Below are 22310 nucleotides of genomic sequence, written 5' to 3' on the forward strand. Positions count from 1 at the left end.
AGGAGCGAGGTTTTCGCGGCGGACCGGTCCTCGGCACTGCGTCCGCGTCGGGCCGGCTGTCGCTGGCCCGGACACGGCGGCCCGTTGCGGCGGGCCACCCTCGGCGCGCCCCCTCGGCGAGCCATCCGGCACAGGCCACGCCCAGCGGCCCATCCGTGACGAGCCACCCTCCGGAACGGCCTAACCGCAGAGGCCGAGCCCCAACAGGCCGGCCCCCAGCAGGCCGAACCCCGGCAAACCGGCCCTCGGCGGGTCAGCGCTTGCGGCGGTCTCCTCGGTCGTCGGAGTCGCCGCCCACCAAGCCGGCCCGGCGCAGCGCGTCGGCCAGGGCACCCTCAGGCTCAGGCCGGCCGCCCCGCTGCCGCTGGCCGCCACCTCCCTGCCCACGCCCGCCACCCGCACCACCACGATGCGCGCCGTCCCGGCCACTCCCGCCGTGCGAGCCCCCACCCTGCGAGCCCCCACCGCGCGACCCGCTCCCCCCGCGCCCCGGGCCACCCGGCGCCCCGCCCCCGGACCCGTCCCGCCCACGCTGGCCGCCGTCACGCCCACCGTCACGGCCGCCGTCACGCCCACCGTCGCGGCCGCCGTCACGGCCGCCCTCACGGCCCCGGCCTCCGCCGGACGCCCGGCTCCCGCCCGGGCCGGCCTCGTCCTCCAGGCGCAACGTCAACGAGATCCGCTTCCGCGGCACATCGACGTCCAGAACCTTCACCCGCACGATGTCGCCCGGCTTCACGACATCCCGCGGGTCCTTCACGAACGTCTTCGACATCGCCGAGACGTGCACGAGACCGTCCTGGTGCACGCCCACGTCGACGAACGCTCCGAACGCGGCCACGTTCGTCACGACGCCCTCCAGCACGAGGCCGGGGGTCAGGTCCGACAGCGTCTCGACGCCCTCGGTGAACGTCGCGGTCTTGAACTCGGGGCGTGGGTCGCGGCCGGGCTTCTCGAGCTCGGTGAGGATGTCGGTGACGGTCGGCAACCCGAATCGGTCGTCGACGAAGTCGGTCGGCTTCAGCGCCCGCAGCGCCGCGGTGTTGCCGAGCAGGCTCCGCACGTCGCTGCCGGCCGACGACACGATCCGCCGCACGACCGGGTACGCCTCCGGGTGCACCGACGTCGTGTCCAGCGGGTCGTCACCGCCCGGGATGCGTAGGAAACCGGCGCACTGCTCGAATGCTTTCGGGCCCAGCCGCGGCACCCCGGCCAGCGCCGCCCGCGAGCGGAACGGCCCGTTCGCGTCCCGGTGCACGACGATGTTCTCGGCCAGGCCGGTGCTGATGCCCGACACCCGGGCCAGCAGCGGCACCGACGCGGTGTTCAGGTCGACGCCGACCGCGTTCACACAGTCTTCGACGACCGCGTCGAGCGAGCGGGACAGCTTCAGCTCGGACAGATCGTGCTGGTACTGGCCGACCCCGATCGACTTCGGGTCGATCTTCACCAGCTCGGCCAGCGGGTCCTGCAGGCGCCGGGCGATCGACACCGCGCCGCGCAGCGAGACGTCGAGACCGGGCAGCTCCTGCGACGCGTACGCCGACGCCGAGTAGACCGACGCACCGGCCTCGGACACGACGATCTTCGTGAGCTTCAGCTCGGGGTGCTTGGCGATGAGCTCGGCGGCCAGCTTGTCGGTCTCCCGGGACGCCGTCCCGTTTCCGATCGCGATCAGCTCGACGTTCTGGGCCGCGCACAACCGGGCCAGCGTCGCGATCGACTCGTCCCAGCGGCGGCGGGGCTCGTGCGGGTAGATCGTGTCGGTCGCGGTCACCTTGCCGGTGCCGTCGACGACCGCGACCTTCACACCGGTGCGCAGGCCCGGGTCGAGCCCCATCGTGGCGCGCGTACCGGCCGGCGCGGCCAGCAGCAGGTCACGCAGGTTGCCGGCGAACACCGCGACCGCGTCGTCCTCGGCCGACTGGCGCAGCCGGAGCCGCAGGTCGATGCCGAGCCGGACCACGATCCGGGTCCGCCAGGCCCAGCGCACCGAGTCGAGCAGCCACCGGTCGGCCGGACGCCCGGCATCCCGGATCCCGAACTTCGCCGCGATCCGGATCTCGTAGTCAGTGGCGCCTGCGGGCTCAGCATCGTCGGACGCGAAATCGAGGTCGAGAACTTCCTCCTTCTCCCCCCGGAACAGCGCGAGGATGCGGTGCGAGGGCAGCCGCGAGTACGGCTCGGAGAACGCGAAGTAGTCCGAGAACTTGGCCCCGGCCTCCTCCCGCCCCTCCCGGACCCGCGAAGCGACGTGACCGCGCTCCCACATCCGCTCGCGCAGCTCGCCGATCAGGTCGGCGTCTTCACCGAACCGCTCGACGAGGATCGCGCGGGCGCCGTCCAGCGCCGCCGCCGCATCGGGGACGTTCTTCTCCGCGTCGACGTACTGCGCGGCCAGCGTCTGCGGGTCATGGGCCGGGTCGGACAGCAGCGCGTCGGCCAACGGCTCCAGCCCGGCCTCGCGGGCCACCATCGCCTTCGTACGCCGCTTGGGCTTGAACGGCGCGTAGATGTCTTCCAGCCGCGCCTTCGAGTCGGCCGCGTTGATGCGACCGGCCAGCGCGTCGTCGAGTTTGCCCTGGCTGCGGATCGACTCGAGGACCGCCGCCCGGCGCTCCTCGAGCTCGCGCAGGTAGCCGAGACGCTCCTCGAGCGTGCGGAGCTGGGCGTCGTCGAGCGCGCCGGTCTGCTCCTTGCGGTACCGGGCGATGAACGGCACCGTCGAGCCGCCGTCGAGAAGGGTGACCGCGGCATCGACCTGCCGCTCCTGGACGCCGAGTTCGTCGGCGATGCGCCGACCGATCGACGCCACCCCCGGCGCTCCGACACCGGCCGCCACCGATTCTGTTGCCACGCAGCTCACCAATCCGTCTTCGGCCGGGTCTCTCCCGGCCCCGTTCGTGCTCCGGGAAACCGTAGCGTCCGCGCGACGACGGCGGCGCGCGTCGTCCACAGGTTCGAGCAATTCAACGTGTCGTTGACAACGGGTAGTTTAAAATCGGAACCATGCAGAAGCCCAACCCCAGCCGGGCTCGCGCCGAGCGCACCTACACCGCCCTGTTCCGGCTGGCCGAGCGGCACGGCGGCGACGCCGAGGCCCGCGCGCGCCAGGTCAACCCGGCGATGCTCGGCCCGCACGAGGCTGTCCGCCTGGCCGCGTTCCTGGCCGGAGGGTCGGCCGGCTACCGCGACGGCGAGCCCGAGGTCGACGCCGACGACCTCACGGCGGCCCTCACGCTGGTGCCGCTGGTCCGGGCCGAACTCGACGAGTTGGAGCTCAGCCTGCTCCTGCTGGCCCGCGGCCGGGGCATGACGTGGGCCGACATCGCGTTCGGGCTCGGCCTCGGCAGCGCCCAGGCCGCGTCCCAGCGCCACGACCGGCTGGCGAGCCGCACCGAGTAAACGGTACACAACCGGGCATACACCGCGCATGCGAACGCTCGCCGCGCTGATCATCGTCGGGTTGCTGGCCACGACCCCGACCCAGCCCAACGCCCAGGATCGACTGTTCCTGCGCACCGCCCACCAGGGCAACCTCGCCGAGATCAGCGCGGCCCGCATCGCCCAGCAGCGCGCCGGCACGTCCACCGTCCGCGACCTCGCCGCCCGCTGGATCGACGACCACACCTTCGCCGACCAGGCCCTCACCCAGGCCGCGATCGCCCTCGACGTCGTCCTGCCGGCCACCCCGACGCCCGAACAGGAAGCCCTCGCCGAGCGCTACCGCACGGCCACCGCCGACGAGTTCGACCGGCTCTGGGTGTCGACCCAGGTCACCGAACACCAGCGGGCCACCTCGCTGGCCACCGCCGAGCTCACCGCCGGGGCGTCGGAAACCGTGAAAGCGCTGGCCCGGGCGGCCCGGCCGATGGTCAGCGACCACCTCCGGCGGCTGGCCGACGCCGAACCGGCGGTCGGCGCGGCCGTCCCGGCCGAGCCGGACGTCCCCCGCCCCGGGTCGGTCCCGGCGGTCAGCACCGCCCCGTCGCCCGGATGGCGGGTCGAGGAGCCCGCCGGCGGCACCCCCGGTTGGACGCAACCGCGCCCGTCCGCGACCGGCATCCCCGTCCCCGGCGGCCCCTGGCCATCGGTCACCCCGGCCCCCTGACCTCAGGGGCGTCCGGGCCGTAGCGGAGGCTGGACGGGTGACCTCCAGCGTGCGCGCCCGCGCACGGGCCGCTTTCCGCGGCACCCGCGCCCTCCGGATCCCGGCGTTCCGGATCCTGTTCGGCGCCCAGGTCGTCTCGTTCATCGGCACCTGGTCCCAGAACCTCGCGACGTCCCTCCTCGTCCTGCACCTGACCGGCAGCGCGGCCGCGCTCGGCCTCGTCACCGCCGTGCAGTTCGGGCCGACGCTGATCCTGTCGCCGTTCACCGGCCGCGTCCTCGACCGGGTCGACGTCCGCCGGTTACTGATCGGCACCTCGACGCTGAGCGCCACCACCGCGCTGGTCCTGGCCGTGCTCGCGGCGACCGGGCACGCGCCGGTGTGGTCGCTCGGAGTCGCCACCGGGCTGTTCGGGGTCGCCCAGGCGTTCGACCGCCCGGGGATCTACACGCTGCTCCCCCGGTTCATCGACGCCGATCACCGCTCCAGCGCGATCAGCCTGATCACGACGAGCGGCGCGGCCGCGCGCCTGGCCGGTCCGGCGCTGGCCGGCCTGATCTACGCCACGCTCGGCCCGGCCGCCTGCTTCGCCGCCAACGGCGCGTCGTACCTGGTCGTCGTCATCGCGCTCCTTTTTCTCCGACGGGGTGAGAGTGCCGACCGGCCGACCACGATCCGCCGAGCGGAGACGTTCGGCCTGCGATACGCCTGGCACCACCCCGATCTGCGGGACGCCCTGCTGGCCAACGTCGCGATCGGCGGTCTCACGTTCAACTTCGCGGTGATGCTCGCGGCCATGGTCACGTTCACCTACCGCGGCGGCTCGAACTACGTCGGACTGGCCTATTCGACGGACGCGGTCGGCGCCGTACTCGGCGGACTCGTCGCGGTGGGGGCGCGCCTGAACCGGCGCCGGCTGGCGCTGGCCGCCGGCGCACTCGGGGTAACGGTCGCCGCGGCCGGCGTGGCCCCGAACCTGGCCGTCTTCTTCGTGATCCTCCCGGTCATGGGCATCGCGATCACCTGGTACCAGTCGACGGTCACCGCGCTCGTCCAGCAGGTCGCCGAACCGGCGATGCTCGGCCGGATGATGTCGCTGCTCACGCTGGGCTGGTTCGGCACGACGCCGTTCGGCGCGCTGCTGATCGGCTGGGTGGCCGACGCGTTCTCGGCCCGGGCCGCGATGACGGTCGCCGGCGGCACGGCCCTGGGCTGCGCGCTGCTTCTCCTCCTTCCGCGAATCCTCCTTCCGCGAAAACGGCGAGGCCCGGCGCCGGACCCGCCCCCGCGTGCGGTAAGCAGGACACCGAGCCGAGAGGAAGGGCTGACGTGAGCCGTTACGTCATCATCGGCGCCGGCGCGATCGGCGCACCGGTCGCCGCCCAGCTGCGCTCGACCGGCGTGGGCGTCGTCCTGGTCGCCCGCGGTGCCCACCGCACCGCGATCGCCACCGACGGCCTGCGCTACGTCCGCCCGGAGGGCGAGCGGCGCATCAAGCTGCCGGTCGCCGGGTCCGCGGCCGAGGTCGACCTGACCGTCGGCGACGTCCTGGTGCTGGCCACCAAGACCCAGGACACCGAGGCCGTGCTGGCCGAGTGGTCGTGGCGCCCGGTCACCGGCGGTACCACCGCGGCCGAGTCGCTGCCGCTGATCAGCCTGCAGAACGGCCTGGACAACGAGCGCGTCGCGCTGCGCCGCTTCGCCCGCACGTCCGGCGCGGCCGTCCAGATGCCGAGCAGCTACCTGCGCCCGGGCGAGGTCGTCGCGCCCGGCGATCCGGTCGTCGGCGCGTTCTACCTGGGCGGTTACCCGGGCGGTCTCGACCCGGACGCCGAGGTCTGGGCCACCGACCTGCGCCGTTCCGGCTTCGCCGTCCGGCTGGTCGACGACCTCCCGCGATGGAAGGCCGGCAAGCTGATCAACAACGTCGTCAACCCGGTCGACGCGCTCTACGCCGGCCACGAGCGCTTCGACGACCTGGCCGAGGCGCTCCAGGCCGAGGCCCGCCGGGTGGTCGAGAAGGCCGGTTTCGACCCGGCCGACCTCTCGGCCGACCCCGACATGCGCGTCGGGCTCTCCGCCGACCTGATGGACCGGTACGGCGGCAGCTCCACCCGTCAGAGCCTGGGGAAGGGCGCCGGCGCGACCGAGGCCGACTTCCTCAACGGCGAGATCGTGCTCCTCGGCCGTCTGCACGGCGTCCCGACGCCGCTGAACGCGGCGATGCAGGCCGCGGTCGCGAGAGCCGCGCGCGACGGTGTCCCGCCCGGCGGTGGTGATCCCGCTCTTCCCGACGCTCTGCTGGGCACCACCGAGGGGACCGGCCGGTGACCGCCCTCCTGATCACCGCCTCAGACCTGTGCAGACTGCCGCAGGTAACCCTGCTGGACGTCCGGTGGGCCCTGGGTGACCCGGCCGGGCGGGAGCATTACCGGGCCGGGCACGTCCCGGGTGCGCTCTTCGCTGATCTGGACACGGAGCTGGCGTCTCCGGGCACCGTGGCCGACGGCCGGCATCCCCTGCCCGCCCTGGCCGACCTGCAGGAGACCGTCCGGCGCTGGGGCGTCCGGATCGGGAAGCCGGTCGTCGCCTACGACAACACGGGCGGGCTGGCCGCCGCCCGGGCCTGGTGGCTGCTGCGCTGGGCCGGGGTCGAGGACGTCCGGCTGCTCGACGGTGGGCTCGGCGCCTGGATCGCGGCCGGCTACGACGTCGAGAGCGGGGAGAACCCGGCTCCGGGCGGCGGGGACGTTCCGCTGCGGCCCGGGCAACTCCCGGTCCTGGACGCCGACGAGGCGGCCGCGCTGGCCGGCTCGGGCGTCCTCCTGGACGCGCGGCCGGGCGAGCGGTACCGGGGCGAGGTCGAGCCGGTCGACTCCCGTCCGGGCCACATCCCGGGCGCGGTCTCGGCGCCGACCGCGGGCAACCTCCGGCCCGACGGCACGTTCCGACCGGCCGACGAGCTCCGCGAACTGTTCGCCGGGAAGGGCGTGACCGGGAGCGCGCCGGTCGGCGTGTACTGCGGCTCGGGCGTCACCGCGGCGCACGAGGTGGCCGCGCTCGCGATCGCGGGCATCGAGGCGTCGCTCTACCCGGGCTCGTGGTCCCAGTGGTCGGCCGACCCGTCCCGCCCGGCCGTCACCGGCCCCTGGCCGACCGACGACGAACCGGGAGCCCCCGCCGACTAGGCAGGGGCTCCCGAACGCGGCCCGCGGGAAAGGCCGCGCGTCACCGACCGCGGTGCAGCCGGTAGCTCAGAAGCCCGCCGCTTTGAGGGCCCCGCGCAGCGGGGTACCCAGCGGCGACGTGTGGGTGAGACGCGAGTGCAGGTTCCCGCGCGCCGCGACGTCGGTGTAGTAGGTGTGACGCCGGCGGGCGATGCACCCGTCCTGGCGGACGTGGGTCGGGAGCTGGTCGGGGTCGAGCTGGGAGTTGATCCCGTCGCGCAGCAGGGTCAGCGCCTCCGCTCGCAGCTGCGAGACCCGCGACTCGGTGACGCCGAGCTCGGCCGCGATCACGGCCATCGGGCGCTCGTCGAGGAAGTACGACTCGACGACGGTCCGGAGCCGCTCGGGCAGCGCCGAGATGGCCTGGTGCAGGTAGCCGATCTTCTCGCGGTGGAGCAGGAGTTCCTCCGGGCCCTGGGTGCGGTCGGGCACCAGGTCCTCGGCCGTCCCGGCGGCGAAGCCCTGCAGCGAGAGCACGACGGCGCGCTGGACGTCGTCGGCCGCCGAGTGCAGTTCGGAGACGGCCACGCCGAGTGTCTCGGCCAGTTCCGCCTCGGTGGGCGTGCGACCGAGCTGAGCGGTCAGCTCGGCGGTGGCGGTCTCGATCTTCCGGGCCCGGTGGCGGACGGATCGGCTGGCCCAGTCGAGGCCGCGGAGCTCGTCGAGGAGCGCACCGCGGATCCGGACGGTGGCGAACGAGCCGAACGGCGTGCCCCGGGACGGGTCGTAGGACTTCGCGGCGGCGGCCAGGGCGGCCAGGCCGGCCGAGGTGAGGTCGTCGCGGTTGACGTGCGCGGGGACCCGGCCCAGCATCTCCCGGACGAGGTGGCCCACCAGCGCGAGGTGATCCCGCACGAGCGCGTCGAGTTCCCGCTCGGACAGGCGCTCCGGAGTGGCAAGAGTGGTCATGCGGTCCCCCTTGAGGTCGTTCGGTCGGTGCCGGCCGCGCCCACTCCCGCAGCGGGGCTGTTCCGGTCCGACACACAAAGATTTGACCCGTTCGGGTGCGAAAAAGGGTGTCGCACGGTTGCACATCGGTTGCAAGGAGTGATGCTCCCGCTACCAAATGCAACCGGCCCCGATCGCGAGGTGCGATCAGGGCCGGTCAGGCGATTCAGTTGGCGAAATCCTGGGTCATCCAGAGGGTGCCGTTGCTGTCGCGGTAGAGGTCGATGCCGATCTGGCTCAGGGACGGGTTGAGGATGTTCCGACGGTGACCGTCGTTCGGGGCCACCTCGTCGATCATGCTCTGGGTGATCTTGGTGGCGACCGCGGTGTGAGCGGCGTCGGTCGCGGCCGACGTGGTGCCGTAGCCGATGTTCTCGGCCCACGCCGACCACTTCAGGCCCTGCGCGCTGATCCGCGCGCCACCGTTGCCCTCACCGGCGCACTGGTGGGAGAGCCCGCACCCGCCGGCCATCGTCAGGTTGTGCTGGTGGGCGGCCGAGACGAGCTGGTTGTTCAGCGTCAGCGCCTTGGCGCCGGCCGCGGCCCGCACCTTGTTGATCTGGAGCAGGACGGCCTGCACCGGGGCGTTGTTCCCGCCGGTCGCGGTCGGTCCGGTCGCGGTCACGGTGTTGGCCGGAGCGGCCGGGGCGGGGGTAGCGGGGGCGGTGTTCACCGGGGCGGTCTTGACCGGGGCGGCCTGCTGCACGGTCGTCGACACCGGGCGCTGCGAGTGACGCTTGACCCACGGGCCGTACGAGGTGCTGTAGCGGTAGTTGTCGTAACCCCCGGACGGGTACTCGGCAGCCGACGCCGCGGAGCCCGCACCGACAGCCATCGTGGTGAAGATCGCGGCGGTCAGAACGCCGAAAGCGAGCTTCGTACGCACGGTGGTGTTTCGCACTAAGAATCCCCCTTGGTTGGCGCCGGCGGCGGTTGCCGTTGGCGTCACCAGGAAGGTCGGCGGGCTCCCGGCGGACGTGCGAAATCGGTCGGTGAGGCTACGGGGGTTCTCCGGGTGCAGCCGGGTTGCTGGCATGCTCGGGCCCATGGACATCGGATTCGGACTGCCGGTCTCCGGCTCCTGGGCCACGCCGGAGAACGTGGTCACGGTCGCGCGGCACGCCGAGGAACTCGGCTACCGGACGCTCTGGTCGTTCCAGCGGCTGCTCGTCCCCGAGGCGCAGCCGCTCCCGCCGGCCTACGCGAGCGTGCTCGACCCGATCGTCTCGCTGGCCTTCGCCGCCGCGACGACCGGACGCATCGGCCTCGGCACCGCGATCATCAACGCGCCGTTCCTCGCCCCGGCCGTGCTCGGGCAGCAGCTGGCCACGCTGGACGTGCTCTCCCGCGGCCGCTTGATCACCGGGCTCGGCCTGGGCTGGATACCGGCCGAGTTCTCGGCGACCAACGTGCCGTTCGAGCAACGCGGGGCCCGGCTCGAGGAGTACCTGCACGCGCTGGACGCGGTCTGGGGCCCGGACCCCGTCGCGTTCGAGGGCGAGTTCTACCGGGTCGAACCGTCCACTGTGCTGCCGAAGCCGGTGCAGGCACCGCGGCCGCCGATCCTGCTGGGCGGCGCCGCACCCCGGGCCCTTGACCGCGCCGGGCGGCTCGCCGACGGCTGGATCAGCGCCAGCCGGTTCGATCTCACCCAGCTCGGCGACGCGATCGGCACGGTCCGCGCGGGCGCCGAGAAGGCCGGTCGCGACCCGGACGCGCTGCGGTTCGTCTGCCGGGGGGTGGCGGTCGTCGGGCCGCGCAAGCGGATGCTGACCGGCTCGCTGAAGGAGATCCGCGCCGACTTCCCGGCGCTCGCGGCCCAGGGCGTCACCGAGGTGTTCGTCGACCTGAACTTCGATCCGGCGGTCGGTTCACCGGACGCCGACCCGGTGGCCTCGCTGCGGCACGCGCTCACCGTCCTGGATGCGCTCGCCCCCTAGGGGTGGACCCGGGTTCCCCCGGATTGCGCAGGTGAGGACACTGGGGACATGACTTCCTTCCGGCGCATGCTCGCCGTACTCGGTGCCGGGGCGGCTGCCACCGTGTTCGCCGTCCTCGTGCCCGCGGCCGCGTGGGCCGCCGAAAACCCGGCGCTGGCCTCGGTCGCGTCCGAGGCCGCACGTGGCCGGCGTCGCAGCGGCGGCGGCTTCGGCATCTGTGGGGCGGTGTGCTGCCTCCTCGTCATCGCGATCATCGTGATCGGCGTCGTGCTCTTCATGCGGCGCCGGGGCGGTGGGTCCGGCGGTCCCGGTGGGGGCGGCGGCGGGGGCTGGGGCCCGGGTGGTCCCAGCGGCCCGACCGGCCCGAACCCCGGTTACGGCGCCCCGACGTCCGGTCCCGGGTACGGTGCTCCGACGTCCGGTCCCGGGTACGGTGCCCCCACGTCGGGGCCGGGCTACGGTGGCGCGCCGACGTCGGGCCCGGGCTACAGCGCCCCGAGCGCGCCGGGTTACGACGCCCCGTCGGCCCCGGGCGGGTACCAGCCGCCGAGCGCGCCCGGTTACAACGACCCGACGCAGCCGCCGAGCGCGCCCGGATCGGACTACCGTCCGCCGCCCGCCCCCTGATCGAAGCGCTCCGGAGACGGCCCGGTTCCCCGTGGGGAGCCGGGCCGTCTCGCGCGATCCGGGGCTCGAACCGAGGCGTTAGAGTGCGGATCATGAGCCCCCGGCTTGCTGACGTCGCCGTCAAGGCCGGCGTGAGCGAGGCGACGGTCAGCCGGGTCCTCAACGACAAGGCCGGCGTGTCACCGGCGACGCGGCAGGCCGTGCTGGCCGCGCTCGACATCCTCGGGTACGAACGGCCGGCCCGGCTCCAGCAGCGCAGCGCCGGCCTGATCGGACTCATCACCCCGGAGCTCGACAACCCGATCTTCCCGGCGTTCGCCCAGATCATCGAGCAGGGCCTGTCGATGCAGGGCTTCACCGCGGTGCTGTGCACCCAGGTCCCAGGCGGCATGACCGAGGACGCGTTCACCGAGGTGCTGATCGAGCGGGGCGTCGCCGGGATCGTGTTCGTCTCCGGGCTGCACGCCGACAGCACCGCCGACGTCGAGCGGTACAACCGCCTGGCGGCCCGCCAGTTACCGATCGTCCTGATCAACGGTTACCAGCCGGGCGTCGCGGCCCCGTTCGTCTCGGCCGACGACCGGGCCGCGATCCGCCAGTCGGTGTCGCATCTGGTGAGTCTCGGGCACGAGAAGATCGGGCTGGCCGTGGGGCCGCGGCGGTTCGTCCCGGTGCAGCGGAAGGTCTCGGTCTTCGTCGAGCTGCTGGGCGCCGACGCCCCGATCGAGCACACGTTCTTCACCGTCGAGGGCGGCCACGCGGCCGCGGCGACGCTGATCGCCCAGGGCTGCACGGCGGTGATCTGCGGCAACGACCTGATGGCCCTGGGGGCGATCCGGGCCGTCCGCGACCTCGGCCGCTCGGTGCCCGCCGACGTCTCGGTGATCGGCTTCGACGACTCCCCGCTGGTGGGGTTCACCGATCCGCCGCTGACGACCGTGCGCCAGCCGGTGCCGGCCATGGGCACGGCCGCGGTCCAGATGCTGCTGGACGAGCTCCACGGCGTGCCCGGCCCGAAGTCGGAGTTCGTCTTCCAGCCCGAGTTGGTGGTCCGAGGCTCGACGGGCTCCGGCCCGCGCGTCCGCTGAGTGCGCGGTGAAGGTTCGCTGGTGTCAGGGCACCAGCAAACCTTCGTCCACCGCCCGCACGCCGGAGAAGCCCGGCGGCCGTCTGCGGTAGGCGCGCTCGATGACGTCGAGCACCCGGCGGGGATTCTTCCGCACGTCGGCCGGGCTGAAATGCAGCGTGAGGACGCCGTGCGCGGCCAGGCGATTGTGCCGATCCCTGGTCCGCTCGTAGTCCTCCAGCGACGTGTGGAACTCGGCCGAATCCAGCTCGAAGGCGAGGCCGACGTCCTCGATCCAGCCGTCGGGCGTGGGTAGCCGCGTACCGTCGGCGGCGCGCAGCGCGGGATTCCACCGGATCGGCGGCAACACGTCGCTGGCCAGCGCGAGGGCACGAAGCTCGGCCTCCGTTGCCGAACGTACGCCCGCTCCGAGTTCGTCGAGTACCTCGCGGAGCAGCCGGCTCCCCCGGCTCGGGCCGGTCCGGTACTCGGCGTCGAGCGCTGCGATCGTGACGCGCCGACGCTGGAGCAGGTCGGCCAGCATCGCCCTCACCGCGCGCCTCGGGTAGCCGGTGCGGGCGGCGTCGGCACCGGCCCGGGCGGGCGAGCAGACGTCCAACGCCGGACGCAGAACCGGGTGCGGATCCGGCCGGGAAGTCCGCGACACCACGACGAAGCCGCGCGAACGCCGCACCCGGTCCGCCGGCACCAGGACGTGAATGCGTGGGTCGTCCGGCAGGTACCTCACCCGATGGAACCGCAGTGCCGCGACGCCCGTGATCTGCGCGCCATCGCCTCCGACGAGAGCCGCCACGATCATGCGCTGCTCGTGCTCGAGCGGCCCGCCGAAGGTCGCGAACAGGCCGGGGAGGACGCGTCGCCACAGTCCGCGGCGCAGACGCCAGCGAATTGCCTCGTCGCTCAGCCCGCACGCGAGGACCTGGCGGCGGGAGATCACGCCCTGTTGAACGGCGAGGAGGGCGTCGAGGTTCACGGCACCACGGTGGCCGACGAGGCGGGGTTTCGCCGACGGCGCCGGAGGATCTGTGGACGACGGGTGAAGGATTGCTGGTGCCCAGACACCAGCAATGCTTCTTCGACCCAGGCCGGCCGACCCGGCCGCCCGACCAGCCCGGCCGTGGCGGGCGTGCTGCGGGGAAGCGGGGCTCTGGCATGCTGGGGCGGTGGCGACCATCTTCACGCGGATCATCAACGGGGAGCTTCCGGGCCGATTCGTCTGGAAGGACGAGCTCGCGGTCGGGTTCTTGAGCATCGCGCCGATCCGGCCCGGCCACACGCTGGTCGTGCCGCGCCAGGAGATCGACCAGTGGACCGACGCCCCGGCGGACCTGCTGACCCACCTGACGAGCGTCGCGCAGACCATCGGGCAGGCGCAGAAGGAGGCGTTCGAGTCGCCGCGGGCCGCGCTGATCATCGCCGGCTTCGAGGTGCCACACCTGCACCTGCACACGTACCCGGCCTGGGACCTCGACGACTTCGACTTCCGCAACGCCGACCCGCGGCCGGACTCCGAAGACATGGACGACGCCGCCGAGCGCCTGCGGGCCGCGCTCGAGAAGAACGGCCACGGCGCCCGGACGCGATGATCCTCGAGCACCGGGGAGCGCGCCCGGTCGTGCACCCGACCGCGTACGTGGCTCCGACCGCGGTGGTCTCCGGCGACGTCGAGGTCGGGCCGCACTGCCGCATCCTGTTCGGGGCGGTGGTCACCGCCGACAGCGGCCCGATCCGCCTCGGCGAGCACGTCATCGTGATGGAGAACGCCGTGCTCCGGGGCACCGCCCGCGACCCGCTCACGATCGGGCACCACAGCCTGGTCGGGCCGCATGCGAGCGTCACCGGGGCCGAGGTCGGCGAGCGGACGTTCCTCGCGACCGGCAGCTCGGTGTTCAACGGGGCCCGGATCGGGGCGGGCAGCGAGGTCCGCGTCAACGGCTGCGTGCACCTGCGGACGGTCCTGTCGCCCGGGTCGACCGTGCCGATCGGCTGGGTCACGGTCGGCGACCCGGCCCGGATCATGCCGCCGGTCCACCACGACGCGATCTGGGCGATCCAGCGCGACCTCGACTTTCCTGGGTACGTGTTCGGCGTCGACCGCGGCGACCCGGACGCGATGGTCACGATCACCGAGCGGTACGCGCGGGCGCTGGCCGAGCGTCCCACGACGCGAGACGAGCGTTCCGAAAGTTAGGAACGCGAGCTAGCGTCGGACCGGATCCTCAACCGGGGCCACATCGCGGGCCGGGGCTCGAGGCGGTACCACCGCTCGGGCCCCGCCGTTCGTCCGAGGCCGGGAGGGTCCCCGTGGTTGCTGCCCGTTTGCAAGGCGTCGCGAGTTCGCCGGTGCGCGACCTTCTCGCGCTGCTCGACCGTCCGGAAGTACTGTCTTTTGCGGGCGGGCTGCCCGCGCCGGAGCTGTTCGACCTCGACGGGGTGCGGGCCGCGTTCGACGCGGTGCTGTCCGGGCCGCAGGCCCGGCTCGCGCTGCAGTACGCGCCCTCGGAGGGCAACCCCGCGCTGCGCGCGCTGATCGGGGACCGGCTGACCGCGCGCGGCCTGCCGACCGGTCCGGACGGCCTCCTGGTCACGACGGGTTCCCAGCAGGCGCTGACGCTCGTCGCGACCGCGCTGGTCGACCCGGGCGCGGTCGTCGCGGTGGAGGAGCCGACCTACCTGGCCGCGCTGCAGTGCTTCCAGCTGGCCGGCGCGCGGATCGTCACCGTGCCCGGCGACGACGACGGGGTCGACCCCGACGCGCTCGCCGACGTCGTCCGGCGGCACCGGCCGGCGCTGTTCTACACCGTGCCGACGTTCGCGAATCCCACCGGCCGGACGCTGCCGGAGTCCCGCCGGGCCGCGGTCGCCCGCCTCGCCGACGAGACCGGGCTCTGGGTGGTGGAGGACGATCCGTACGGCGAGTTGCGCTACCGCGGAGCGCCGATACCGCCGCTGGCGTCGTTCTCGGCCCGCGTGCTCCACCTCGGCAGTTTCTCGAAGATCGGCGCGCCCGGGCTGCGGCTCGGCTGGGTGCGCACACCGGCGTCCCTCCGGCCGGCCCTGGTCGTCGCCAAACAGGCCGCCGACCTGCACACGTCGACGATCGACCAGGCCGCCGCCGCGGCCTACCTGGCCGCCACCGACCTCGACCGGCACGTCGAACGCCTGCGGGACGCGTACCGCGAACGGCGGGACGCGATGATCGGCGCGCTGGCCTCGACCCTCCCGGAGGGCAGCCGCTGGACCGACCCCGACGGCGGCATGTTCACCTGGGTCCGCCTCCCAGACGGCCGCGACGCGGCCGCGCTCCTGCCGGTCGCGCTCGCGCACGACGTCGCGTTCGTCCCCGGAGCGCCGTTCTACGCCACGACGCCCGATCGGGCGACCCTCCGGCTCTCTTTCACGACGACGACGGTGGACGAGATCCGGGAAGGCGTTCGACGGCTGGGCGTCGCGCTGGCGCAGCGGGACGCGGGGGCGGAAGTGGGCACGCTCGGGGTGATGTCCGGCCGGAAGCCGGTCGATTCACGGACAAGAAATGGCCAGATCGCGTCCGGCGCCCGGTGAACCCCTACAACTTGAGGTGTTCCGGGGAAGGGGCCGGGTAGGGGGCATGGTCGGGCGCGGGATGGGCGCGCCGGGCCGGCCCCCTTTTCCAACGGGACCGGCCGCACCGGTCGGCGCAGTGGTGGTCCCGACCACCCGACAACGGCGGGGACCGGCCGGGCCAGCCGGCGCAGTGGTGGTCCCGACCACCTGACAACGGCGGGGACCGGCCGCACCGGTCGGCGCAGTGGTGGTCCCGACCACCTGACAACGGCGGGGACCGGCCGGACCCGGGGGGGTGGTCCGGCCGGCCCGACCAGGATCGCCCAGACGGGGGATCAGTTGCCCATAATCGCTTCCGGCTTAAGGTTGTCCTACGGTCCGCTTAGGACAGTTGCATCCAGCACCAGGCGCCCCGGGCGTGCCGCCGCCGAGCCCGGATGGCCGCCATGGTTCGATCGAAGGCGTCCCATTCGTTCTCTCAGGAGGCAACTGATGCAGAAGCCCGACGTCGGCCCGATCGAGGGTGCTCCCCCGGCCGACCTGGTCATCGAAGACCTGACCGTCGGCGACGGCCCGGCCGTGGGCGCCGGACAGACGGCCTCGGTGCACTACGTCGGGGTGTCCCACTCCAACGGCCAGGAGTTCGACGCGTCGTACAACCGCGGCGCCCCGCTCGATTTCACGGTCGGCGCCGGCCAGGTCATCTCGGGCTGGGACCAGGGCGTCAACGGCATGAAGGTCGGCGGCCGTCGCAAGCTGACGATCCCGCCGCACCTGGCCTACGGCGACCGCGGCGCGGCCGGCGTCATCGCGCCGGGTGAGACGCTGATCTTCGTCGTCGACCTCGTCGGCGTGCGCTAGTCAGCGCTAGTCCGAGTGCAGGGACGCCGCCCGGTGGAAGGGGTGCACCGGGCGACGTCCGGCTCAGGGGGCCCCGACCCGGTACGACCGGAGCGGCCGATGCGGGTTCACCGGTAGCGCGACCGGCTCGGCGGCGGCGAGCAGAAGCCGGCCCAGCCCGGGCGCGTTTGCCCAGCTCGTCATCAGATCCCGCAGGTCGGGGTCGCGGAACGCCCCGGCGTCGGTGAGATCGGCGTCGGCGTCCTCGAACGCGACGAGCACCGGCCAGTTCGGCAGCACGTGGACGGCGAGCAACCCGAACCGCACCGACCAGGGATGCGCCCGGTTCCGCAGCGGCACGGCCAGGACGGGCCACGGATGCCCGGCCGGGTGCCCGGCCGCGCGAGCGGCGTCCACCAGGGCGGCCGCGGTCACGTCGAGCACCTCCCCCGCGCTGGTCGGCCCGACCAGCCGGACGACGATCCGGCCGCGCGCGGAGCAGTCGGACGCGTCCGTACCGACGGCGGCGGGCGTGTTCGTGCCGACGACGGCGGGCGTGTTCGTGCCGACGACGGCGGCGAGGAGTTCCGCCCGGGCCGCACGGGAGCCGCCGTGGAGCTGGACCCCGCCGGTCGCGGGTTCGGCCAGCGACCGGAGGACGGCTCGGACCTCCTCGTCGGCGGCGATCCGGTGCTCGGTCACGGTCGGCCCGACGTCACTCGGACGGTGCACGGCCCCTCCCCCGGGTGCGGCCGCGTTTCCCCCCGCGGCGCCGCCCCATCATGCGCCCCGGGGCGGGCGTTGGCCTGTCCCCCGACGCAAAGTCCCATGGTTCGGCTGATGGCCCCCTCAGCCGGGCGGCCGATCGCCGGTTCCACGGTAGGCGGATTCAACGGTAGGCGGGGGCCAGCGGCAGCGGCACGTTCCCCCACGCCCGCCGGGTCGCCGCGTGCGCCTCGGCGGCAAGCGCCCGGAGCGGCTCCAGGTCGGACGGCATCGACGCCTCGGCGAGCAGGCCGAGCCGGTACTGCAGAATCTGACGCCGGCTCGGCCGCGGACGGCGCGGGTCGGTCGTCGGCGGGTCCCCGGCCAGCGCCGACGGGAGGAACCACGCGGTCGTGAGCAGCACCCAGGCGACGACGGCCCGGTCGAGCGTCTCGTCGAACTCCGGCGTCGCGACGGCGGGCAGCGCCGGGGCCAGCGTCGCGCGCCAGCGGTCGAGGGCGCGGCCGGCGACGTCCGGCGGCATCCGCCAGCTGCACCAGCAGCTCGGCCAGGGCACCCGCAGGTACGCGGCCTGCCAGGCGACCGACCGGAACTCGGCGAACTCGAAGTCGATCAGCACGAGGCCGGCGGGCGTCTCGACGTTGTTGTCCGGGCAGGCGTCGCCGGGGTCGAGGGCCCGGGCGGTGGGTTCGAAGCGGTCGGCGGCCGTCGCCAGCACGGCCAGCGCGGCCGGGTCGGGCACGACGCCGAGCTGCGGCAGGTACGCGGCGAGCTCGGCCGCGGCCTCGGCCAGCAGCTCGGCGCTGGTGTCGAGCGGGGGTGGCCCGAGCGGCGAGAGCGACGCCAATTCGTCGGCGTAGGCGGATTCGAGGCCCACGGTCGCGGCCTGGAACCGGGCCGTCGCCTCGGCCCAGCCGAGCAGCGCCTCGGTCGCCGCGTCCGGATCGGAGCCGGTCAGACGGTCGGCGAGCGACGGCCCCCGGCCGGCGTCGGCCAGGACGAGCACCTCGGGATCGTCGGCGACGGCGAGCAACCGGGGCGCGCCCGGCACGCCGGAGCGGCTGAGCAGCGTCAACGCGGCCCGTTCGCGGGGTGGGAACACGCCGGTCGGGGTCTTCAGGATGACCGTGCCCGGCTCGCCCGACGTTCGGGCCCGGAACACCTGGGCCCGGGAGCTGCCCGACAACCGCTCCGGGCCGGTGATCCGCACCGACCCGAACCGGTCGTGCAGCGCGGCGGCGGCGGCCGCGATCACCGCGTCCGCAGTGGTATCGGACGGGGAGGGAGGCACGCGGTCAGCCTGCCATCCCTCGGGACACCGAGGCAGTCGGATGGGCAGCATTGGGCAGAGCGGGACACAATCGGGGTCGTGCCCGAGAACCGCGAGAACCACGACAACGAGGAGTTCGCCTGGCGGCTCACCCCGGCGGAGACCGTGTCCGCGTTCGTGCGTGGTGCGCTGCTGATCGACCTGCGGACGCCGACGGAGCGCGCGTCGCAGGGGCTGTTGCCGGGGGCGATCGTGGTGGACCCGTCCGTGCTGGAGTGGCGGCTGGTGCCGGGGAGCGGTGGGCACCTGCCCGAGATGACGAGCTACGACGTCGAGATCGTGCTCGTGTCGTGGGACGGATCGTCGTCGAGCGTGGCGGCCGAGCGCCTGCGTGAGCTCGGGCTCTGGCGGGCGACCGACCTGGCCGGTGGGTTCGAGGCCTGGCGTGCGGCGGAGTTCCCGGTCGGCGGCGACGCGACGGCGATCCGCGGGTGATCCTCCCGGCCGACCTGGTGCGGAACGTCGAGGGGACGTGGGGCGAGGACGGACGCCGGTGGCTCGCCGAGCTGCCGTCGCTCGTGGACGCCGTGGCGGCGCAATGGGAACTGACCGTCGGCGAGCCGTTCGCGTTGTCGTTCAACTGGGTCGCGCGGGCGGTCGACGCGTCGGGGACGCCGGTCGTCCTGAAGCTGGGGCCGGTGTCGGGCGCGCACCTGGGGCCGGAGGCGGCCGCGCTCCGGGCGTTCGACGGGCGCGGGGCCGTGCGGCTGCTGGCCGCGGACGCGGCCCGGGGCGCCCTGCTGCTCGAGCGGGCCACTCCGGGCACGCGCCTGCGCGAGATGGTGACCGCGGGCCGTGACACCGAGGCGACCGAGATCCTGGTGCTCGTCGCGAACTCGCTGCACGACGCCGCCCCCGACCCCGCGCTCCCGGACGTCTCGACGCTCGGGGTCGCGTTCTCGCAGTACGAGCGGGCTTTCGGGGACGCCGGGCCGCTGCCGCTCGCTCTCGTTCGGCGGGCCGGTGCGCTCTTCGCCGAGCTGTGCGGCTCGGCCCCGCGCCGGGTCGTGCTGCACGGGGACCTGCACCACGACAACGTGCTGCGCTCCGACAGCGTGCTGCGCTCCGGCGACGGCTGGCTGGCGATCGACCCGCACGGCTACGTCGGCGACCCCGGCTTCGAGGCCGGCGCGATGCTCTACAACCCCGACCCCGACCGGGCCGACGACGCGTTGCTGGCCGCGGTGCCGCGTCGGATCGAGCAACTCGCCGACGGGCTGGGTGTTCCGCTGGACCGGCTCACCGACTGGGGATTCGCGGTCGCGATGCTGTCCGCGGTGTGGGACACCGAGGGCGACCCGGGGCCGCCCGGCCGGGCGCTGGACGTCGCGCGGCTGCTACTCCGCTAGCTCCCGCTCGGTCGGCGTCCGGAACCGTGGGATCACCCGGACGCCATCCGCGTCGGCGAACCACCGTTCCAGCCGTTCGGCCTCCGCGTAGACGCGGGCCCGGGCGTCGGCGCCGACGTCCTCGAACAACCGCACCGCGATCGAACCGTCGGCGCGCTGGGCCCAGCCACCCACGATCCGCCCGTCGGACCAGACCGTCGGGCCGGCGTTGCCCGCGCGGTCGAACAGCCGCGGGCCGTACTCGCCCAGATACCAGTCGCGCTGGGCCCAGCCCATCGTCGTCGGGTCGAGCGCGGGCAGGAACGCCACCCAGGGCCCGGGATCGGCGGTCGGCTCGAGGTCGTCGGGGAGCGCGACGCCGGTGCCGCCGGACAGCGCGACCTCGACCGCACCCAGGTCGGCGAGCGCCCGTTTGACGTGCGCGCCGGTCCAGCCGGTCCACCACTGCAGGTCGGCCGGGTGGGCGGGGCCGTAGGCGCGCAGCCAGGCCGACGCGAGCCGGGCCCGGGCGTCGGTCTCGGACGGACGGTCGAGCGGAACCGGGAGCCACTGCTCGGCCAGCGCCCACTGGTAACGCTGGGAGACCCAGGAGCCGGACGGGCGCCCGCGGACGATGCGTCCCTCGGCGCCGAGCACGGTGAGGACCCGGCTCGTGATCGCGGTCCTGGCCTCGTACGGTTTGCCCGGGGCCAGGTGCAGCGTCGTGCGCAGCCGGGGCTCGTCGGCCGCCAGCTCGACCGCCGTCGCGGTGCCGCCGCGGGCCGCGAGCGCGTCGAGCGTGCACCGGTCGACGTCGGCCAGCCAGCGTTCGGTGTCGTCGATGCCGGCCTCGCGCAGATGCTTGACCAGCAGCCGCCGCTGCGCCCCGGCCACGCGCTCCATCGTGGACGCTTCGACGACCGGCAGCAGCGGGCTCGGGACGACGAACATCGTCCGGCGCATGCCGAGCATCCGGACCAGCGTGCGCTGCTCGTAGAGCGCGTCCTCCAGCGCGGACGGGAGGCTGTCGGCAACGCGGGCGCGGACGGAGAGGAACACGGTCGCGGGGTCGGTCGCGTGGAGCGCGACGACGCATTCGGCCGCTGAGACGGGGTCGGTCGCGCACATCTGCCGCGCCCCGATGCGCCGCCGCCGCTCCGAATCCGAGAATTCCCGCACCCCGAGCATCCTGCCCTGCCGTTCCGATACCGGCGCCCCGGCCTCCTCGGGCACCCGCGGCCCGGGCCGCGAGCAACCCACCGCGTCAGGTCCTCGGCGTCAGCGGGGCAGTACCCGGAAGCGGGTTCCGACGTGGTCGAACGTTCCCGGCAGCGGGTCCGGGTACGGCCTCGTCGTCAGCGCGAACGCGTGCCCCCGCAGGAGCGTCTCGAGCATCGTGCTCGTCGTGAACAGCACCAGATTACGGCCCGGGCACTCGGCCGGACCGGCGCTGAACGGCAGCATCGACCAGCTCTCCGCCGCCCGCCCGTCCAGCCACGCCTCGGGCGTGAACCGGTGCGCCCACTCCACCTGACTCTCGTCCCTGGCGAAGAACGGCGTGTAGATCACGACCAGCTCCCCGTCGGCGAGCTTGTGGTCGACCCGGCCGGCGACCGGGCGATCGTCGGCCCCGAACGGCGGCGCCACGTAGTCGCGCAGGATCGCCGGCGTCGTCGGCCACAGCCGGATCGCCTCCTGCACGCACGCCTGGAGGTAGGGCAGGTCCCGCCCATGCCCCGGACGCGACGACAACAGCGCCAGCACCCGGTAGGTGGCGATCCCGGCCGCGTCGAACGCGAACAGCCACTGCGGGAGCTGCCCGACGCCCTCCGGCCCGGCCAGCGACGCCAGGCTGCCGGGCTCGGCGCGGTCGACGTACGCGCGCACCCGGTCCAGGAAGTCGGCCCGCACCCGGGGCCGCGCCGGGTGGAACGGTCCCCAGTTGGCGTCCCGGCGCAACCGCGCCAGCAGGTCCGTCGTCTCGAAGTCCTCGCGGGCCGAGTCGCCGAGGACGATCCGCCGCACCATCCGCCACCAGCCGGCCGCGAACCGGTCCCAATCGAGCACGCCGCTGACGGCCAGCGCGGCGCCCTCCTCCCGGATGACGGCCCGCATCGCGTCCGCATGACGGTGGTGCGGCCGGGAGGCGTCGAGAACCTCCTCGTTGAGGGCCCGCTTCGCGGGCCGTTCCCCGGCCGGGGAGATCAGCACCCCGCCGGGCTCGAAGCGCGAGAGCGCGGCGCGTTTCTCGGCCGCGGCCGGGGTGAAGGCCGTGGTCGAGGACAGCACGGTCCGGACGTCGGACGGGGACAGCAGGAGCGTCACGCGCCGGAACGGGGTCCGCAGGCGCAGTGGACGGTCACCGTAGCGGGCCCGTAGGCGCTGCAGTTGCCGGACGCCGTGCCGGTCGGCGTCGATGCGGGCGGCCAGCCGGACCGCCCACGGCCGCCGCTGGATCACCCCGATCGCGATCGTCGCGGCGAGCGGGACGGCCAGCGCGCGGACGGTGTCGGCCAGCGACGCCTGCTCGGTGCGGCGGAGCGACCTGCGCGTCAGGAACGACGTCATCGCGGTTCCTCCTCGGTTCGCGTTCGACGACG

Annotated in this window: 22 protein-coding genes; 14 read left to right on the forward strand and 8 right to left on the reverse strand. The window is 74.0% G+C overall.

The features are described from left to right. Positions 1-253 precede the first annotated feature (253 nt). A complete protein-coding gene (locus tag FL583_RS00430; RefSeq protein WP_420843100.1) occupies positions 254-2866 on the reverse strand; it encodes a Tex family protein in 2613 nt (870 codons plus the stop codon). Positions 2867-3009: 143 nt separating this feature from the next. Here FL583_RS00430 and FL583_RS00435 point away from each other — a divergent pair, with 143 nt between their 5' ends. The 5 genes from FL583_RS00435 to FL583_RS00455 are packed head-to-tail and all read left to right on the forward strand — an operon-like array spanning position 3010 to position 7299. After that, a complete protein-coding gene (locus tag FL583_RS00435; protein WP_142702400.1) occupies positions 3010-3405 on the forward strand; it encodes a DNA-binding protein in 396 nt (131 codons plus the stop codon). Between the two features lie 28 nt (positions 3406-3433). Beyond that, on the forward strand, positions 3434-4111 hold the full coding sequence (locus FL583_RS00440) for a DUF4142 domain-containing protein (RefSeq protein ID WP_142702401.1): 678 nt from the start codon (positions 3434-3436) through the stop codon (positions 4109-4111). Between the two features lie 37 nt (positions 4112-4148). Beyond that, on the forward strand, positions 4149-5444 hold the full coding sequence (locus FL583_RS00445) for an MFS transporter (RefSeq protein WP_142702402.1): 1296 nt from the start codon (positions 4149-4151) through the stop codon (positions 5442-5444). Further along, entirely contained in the window at positions 5441-6442 is a 1002-nt protein-coding gene (locus FL583_RS00450; RefSeq protein ID WP_170323414.1) for a ketopantoate reductase family protein, read from the forward strand. Before FL583_RS00445 ends, FL583_RS00450 begins: the two co-directional genes overlap by 4 nt. Beyond that, positions 6439-7299, forward strand: coding sequence for a sulfurtransferase (locus FL583_RS00455; RefSeq protein ID WP_142702404.1), 861 nt, complete (start codon positions 6439-6441; stop codon positions 7297-7299). The genes FL583_RS00450 and FL583_RS00455 overlap by 4 nt, the downstream gene beginning before the upstream one ends. A 66-nt stretch (positions 7300-7365) precedes the next feature. On the opposite strand, the gene FL583_RS00460 is transcribed toward FL583_RS00455, so the two are convergent. Both FL583_RS00460 and FL583_RS00465 read right to left on the reverse strand, forming a co-directional pair. After that, entirely contained in the window at positions 7366-8247 is an 882-nt protein-coding gene (locus tag FL583_RS00460; RefSeq protein ID WP_142702405.1) for a sigma-70 family RNA polymerase sigma factor, read from the reverse strand. Positions 8248-8452: 205 nt separating this feature from the next. Then, a complete protein-coding gene (locus tag FL583_RS00465; RefSeq protein WP_170323415.1) occupies positions 8453-9187 on the reverse strand; it encodes a CAP domain-containing protein in 735 nt (244 codons plus the stop codon). Between the two features lie 145 nt (positions 9188-9332). On the opposite strand from FL583_RS00465, the gene FL583_RS00470 reads away from it, so the two are divergent. The 3 genes from FL583_RS00470 to FL583_RS00480 all read left to right on the forward strand — a co-directional run bounded on the left by FL583_RS00470 (position 9333) and on the right by FL583_RS00480 (position 11941). Next, a complete protein-coding gene (locus tag FL583_RS00470) occupies positions 9333-10226 on the forward strand; it encodes a TIGR03619 family F420-dependent LLM class oxidoreductase (protein ID WP_142702407.1) in 894 nt (297 codons plus the stop codon). Between the two features lie 48 nt (positions 10227-10274). Beyond that, complete coding sequence (locus FL583_RS40700; RefSeq protein ID WP_205751739.1) at positions 10275-10853, forward strand: hypothetical protein; 579 nt, start codon at positions 10275-10277, stop codon at positions 10851-10853. Positions 10854-10945: 92 nt separating this feature from the next. Then, on the forward strand, positions 10946-11941 hold the full coding sequence (locus FL583_RS00480; protein WP_142702408.1) for a LacI family DNA-binding transcriptional regulator: 996 nt from the start codon (positions 10946-10948) through the stop codon (positions 11939-11941). Between the two features lie 24 nt (positions 11942-11965). Here the strand turns inward: FL583_RS00480 and FL583_RS00485 are convergent, their stop codons facing one another. Then, on the reverse strand, positions 11966-12913 hold the full coding sequence (locus FL583_RS00485; RefSeq protein WP_170323416.1) for a type IV toxin-antitoxin system AbiEi family antitoxin domain-containing protein: 948 nt from the start codon (positions 12911-12913) through the stop codon (positions 11966-11968). Positions 12914-13103: 190 nt separating this feature from the next. On the opposite strand from FL583_RS00485, the gene FL583_RS00490 reads away from it, so the two are divergent. The 4 genes from FL583_RS00490 to FL583_RS00505 all read left to right on the forward strand — a co-directional run bounded on the left by FL583_RS00490 (position 13104) and on the right by FL583_RS00505 (position 16347). After that, a complete protein-coding gene (locus tag FL583_RS00490) occupies positions 13104-13526 on the forward strand; it encodes an HIT family protein (protein WP_142702410.1) in 423 nt (140 codons plus the stop codon). After that, positions 13523-14131: a gamma carbonic anhydrase family protein gene (locus FL583_RS00495; protein WP_142702411.1), complete on the forward strand. Its 609-nt coding sequence runs from the start codon at positions 13523-13525 to the stop codon at positions 14129-14131. Before FL583_RS00490 ends, FL583_RS00495 begins: the two co-directional genes overlap by 4 nt. A 152-nt stretch (positions 14132-14283) precedes the next feature. After that, complete coding sequence (locus tag FL583_RS00500; protein ID WP_205751740.1) at positions 14284-15504, forward strand: aminotransferase-like domain-containing protein; 1221 nt, start codon at positions 14284-14286, stop codon at positions 15502-15504. A gap of 474 nt (positions 15505-15978) precedes the next feature. Continuing rightward, positions 15979-16347 (forward strand): FKBP-type peptidyl-prolyl cis-trans isomerase, encoded by a 369-nt coding sequence (locus FL583_RS00505; protein ID WP_142702413.1) that lies wholly within the window; start codon positions 15979-15981, stop codon positions 16345-16347. A gap of 63 nt (positions 16348-16410) precedes the next feature. On the opposite strand, the gene FL583_RS00510 is transcribed toward FL583_RS00505, so the two are convergent. Together FL583_RS00510 and FL583_RS00515 are read right to left on the reverse strand one after the other, a co-directional pair. Then, on the reverse strand, positions 16411-17058 hold the full coding sequence (locus tag FL583_RS00510; protein ID WP_142702414.1) for a hypothetical protein: 648 nt from the start codon (positions 17056-17058) through the stop codon (positions 16411-16413). 157 nt (positions 17059-17215) lie between these two features. Continuing rightward, positions 17216-18343, reverse strand: coding sequence for a hypothetical protein (locus FL583_RS00515; RefSeq protein ID WP_142702415.1), 1128 nt, complete (start codon positions 18341-18343; stop codon positions 17216-17218). 78 nt (positions 18344-18421) lie between these two features. Between FL583_RS00515 and FL583_RS00520 the strand changes: the two genes are divergently transcribed. Together FL583_RS00520 and FL583_RS00525 are read left to right on the forward strand one after the other, a co-directional pair. Continuing rightward, positions 18422-18817, forward strand: coding sequence for a rhodanese-like domain-containing protein (locus tag FL583_RS00520; RefSeq protein ID WP_142702416.1), 396 nt, complete (start codon positions 18422-18424; stop codon positions 18815-18817). Next, positions 18814-19731 carry an aminoglycoside phosphotransferase family protein gene (locus FL583_RS00525; RefSeq protein WP_170323417.1) on the forward strand — a complete coding sequence of 306 codons (918 nt, stop codon included), beginning with the start codon at positions 18814-18816 and terminating at the stop codon, positions 19729-19731. Before FL583_RS00520 ends, FL583_RS00525 begins: the two co-directional genes overlap by 4 nt. Here the strand turns inward: FL583_RS00525 and FL583_RS00530 are convergent. Both FL583_RS00530 and FL583_RS00535 read right to left on the reverse strand, forming a co-directional pair. After that, positions 19720-20898: a winged helix DNA-binding domain-containing protein gene (locus FL583_RS00530; RefSeq protein WP_142702418.1), complete on the reverse strand. Its 1179-nt coding sequence runs from the start codon at positions 20896-20898 to the stop codon at positions 19720-19722. The genes FL583_RS00525 and FL583_RS00530 overlap by 12 nt on opposite strands. Before the next feature lie 90 nt (positions 20899-20988). Then, positions 20989-22278 (reverse strand): cytochrome P450, encoded by a 1290-nt coding sequence (locus FL583_RS00535; protein ID WP_142702419.1) that lies wholly within the window; start codon positions 22276-22278, stop codon positions 20989-20991. Positions 22279-22310 lie beyond the last annotated feature (32 nt).

It is taken from the genome of Cryptosporangium phraense (assembly GCF_006912135.1).
Taxonomy (GTDB): domain Bacteria; phylum Actinomycetota; class Actinomycetes; order Mycobacteriales; family Cryptosporangiaceae; genus Cryptosporangium; species Cryptosporangium phraense.

Bases quoted from the DNA above. Each gene is read 5' to 3' on its own strand.
- FL583_RS00460 (WP_142702405.1), bottom strand. From the start codon at position 8,247: ATGACCACTCTTGCCACTCCGGAGCGCCTGTCCGAGCGGGAACTCGAC.
- FL583_RS00505 (WP_142702413.1), top strand. From the start codon at position 15,979: ATGCAGAAGCCCGACGTCGGCCCGATCGAGGGTGCTCCCCCGGCCGAC.
- FL583_RS00535 (WP_142702419.1), bottom strand. From the start codon at position 22,278: ATGACGTCGTTCCTGACGCGCAGGTCGCTCCGCCGCACCGAGCAGGCG.
- FL583_RS00530 (WP_142702418.1), bottom strand. From the start codon at position 20,898: ATGCTCGGGGTGCGGGAATTCTCGGATTCGGAGCGGCGGCGGCGCATC.
- FL583_RS00495 (WP_142702411.1), top strand. From the start codon at position 13,523: ATGATCCTCGAGCACCGGGGAGCGCGCCCGGTCGTGCACCCGACCGCG.
- FL583_RS40700 (WP_205751739.1), top strand. From the start codon at position 10,275: ATGACTTCCTTCCGGCGCATGCTCGCCGTACTCGGTGCCGGGGCGGCT.
- FL583_RS00470 (WP_142702407.1), top strand. From the start codon at position 9,333: ATGGACATCGGATTCGGACTGCCGGTCTCCGGCTCCTGGGCCACGCCG.
- FL583_RS00480 (WP_142702408.1), top strand. From the start codon at position 10,946: ATGAGCCCCCGGCTTGCTGACGTCGCCGTCAAGGCCGGCGTGAGCGAG.
- FL583_RS00440 (WP_142702401.1), top strand. From the start codon at position 3,434: ATGCGAACGCTCGCCGCGCTGATCATCGTCGGGTTGCTGGCCACGACC.
- FL583_RS00435 (WP_142702400.1), top strand. From the start codon at position 3,010: ATGCAGAAGCCCAACCCCAGCCGGGCTCGCGCCGAGCGCACCTACACC.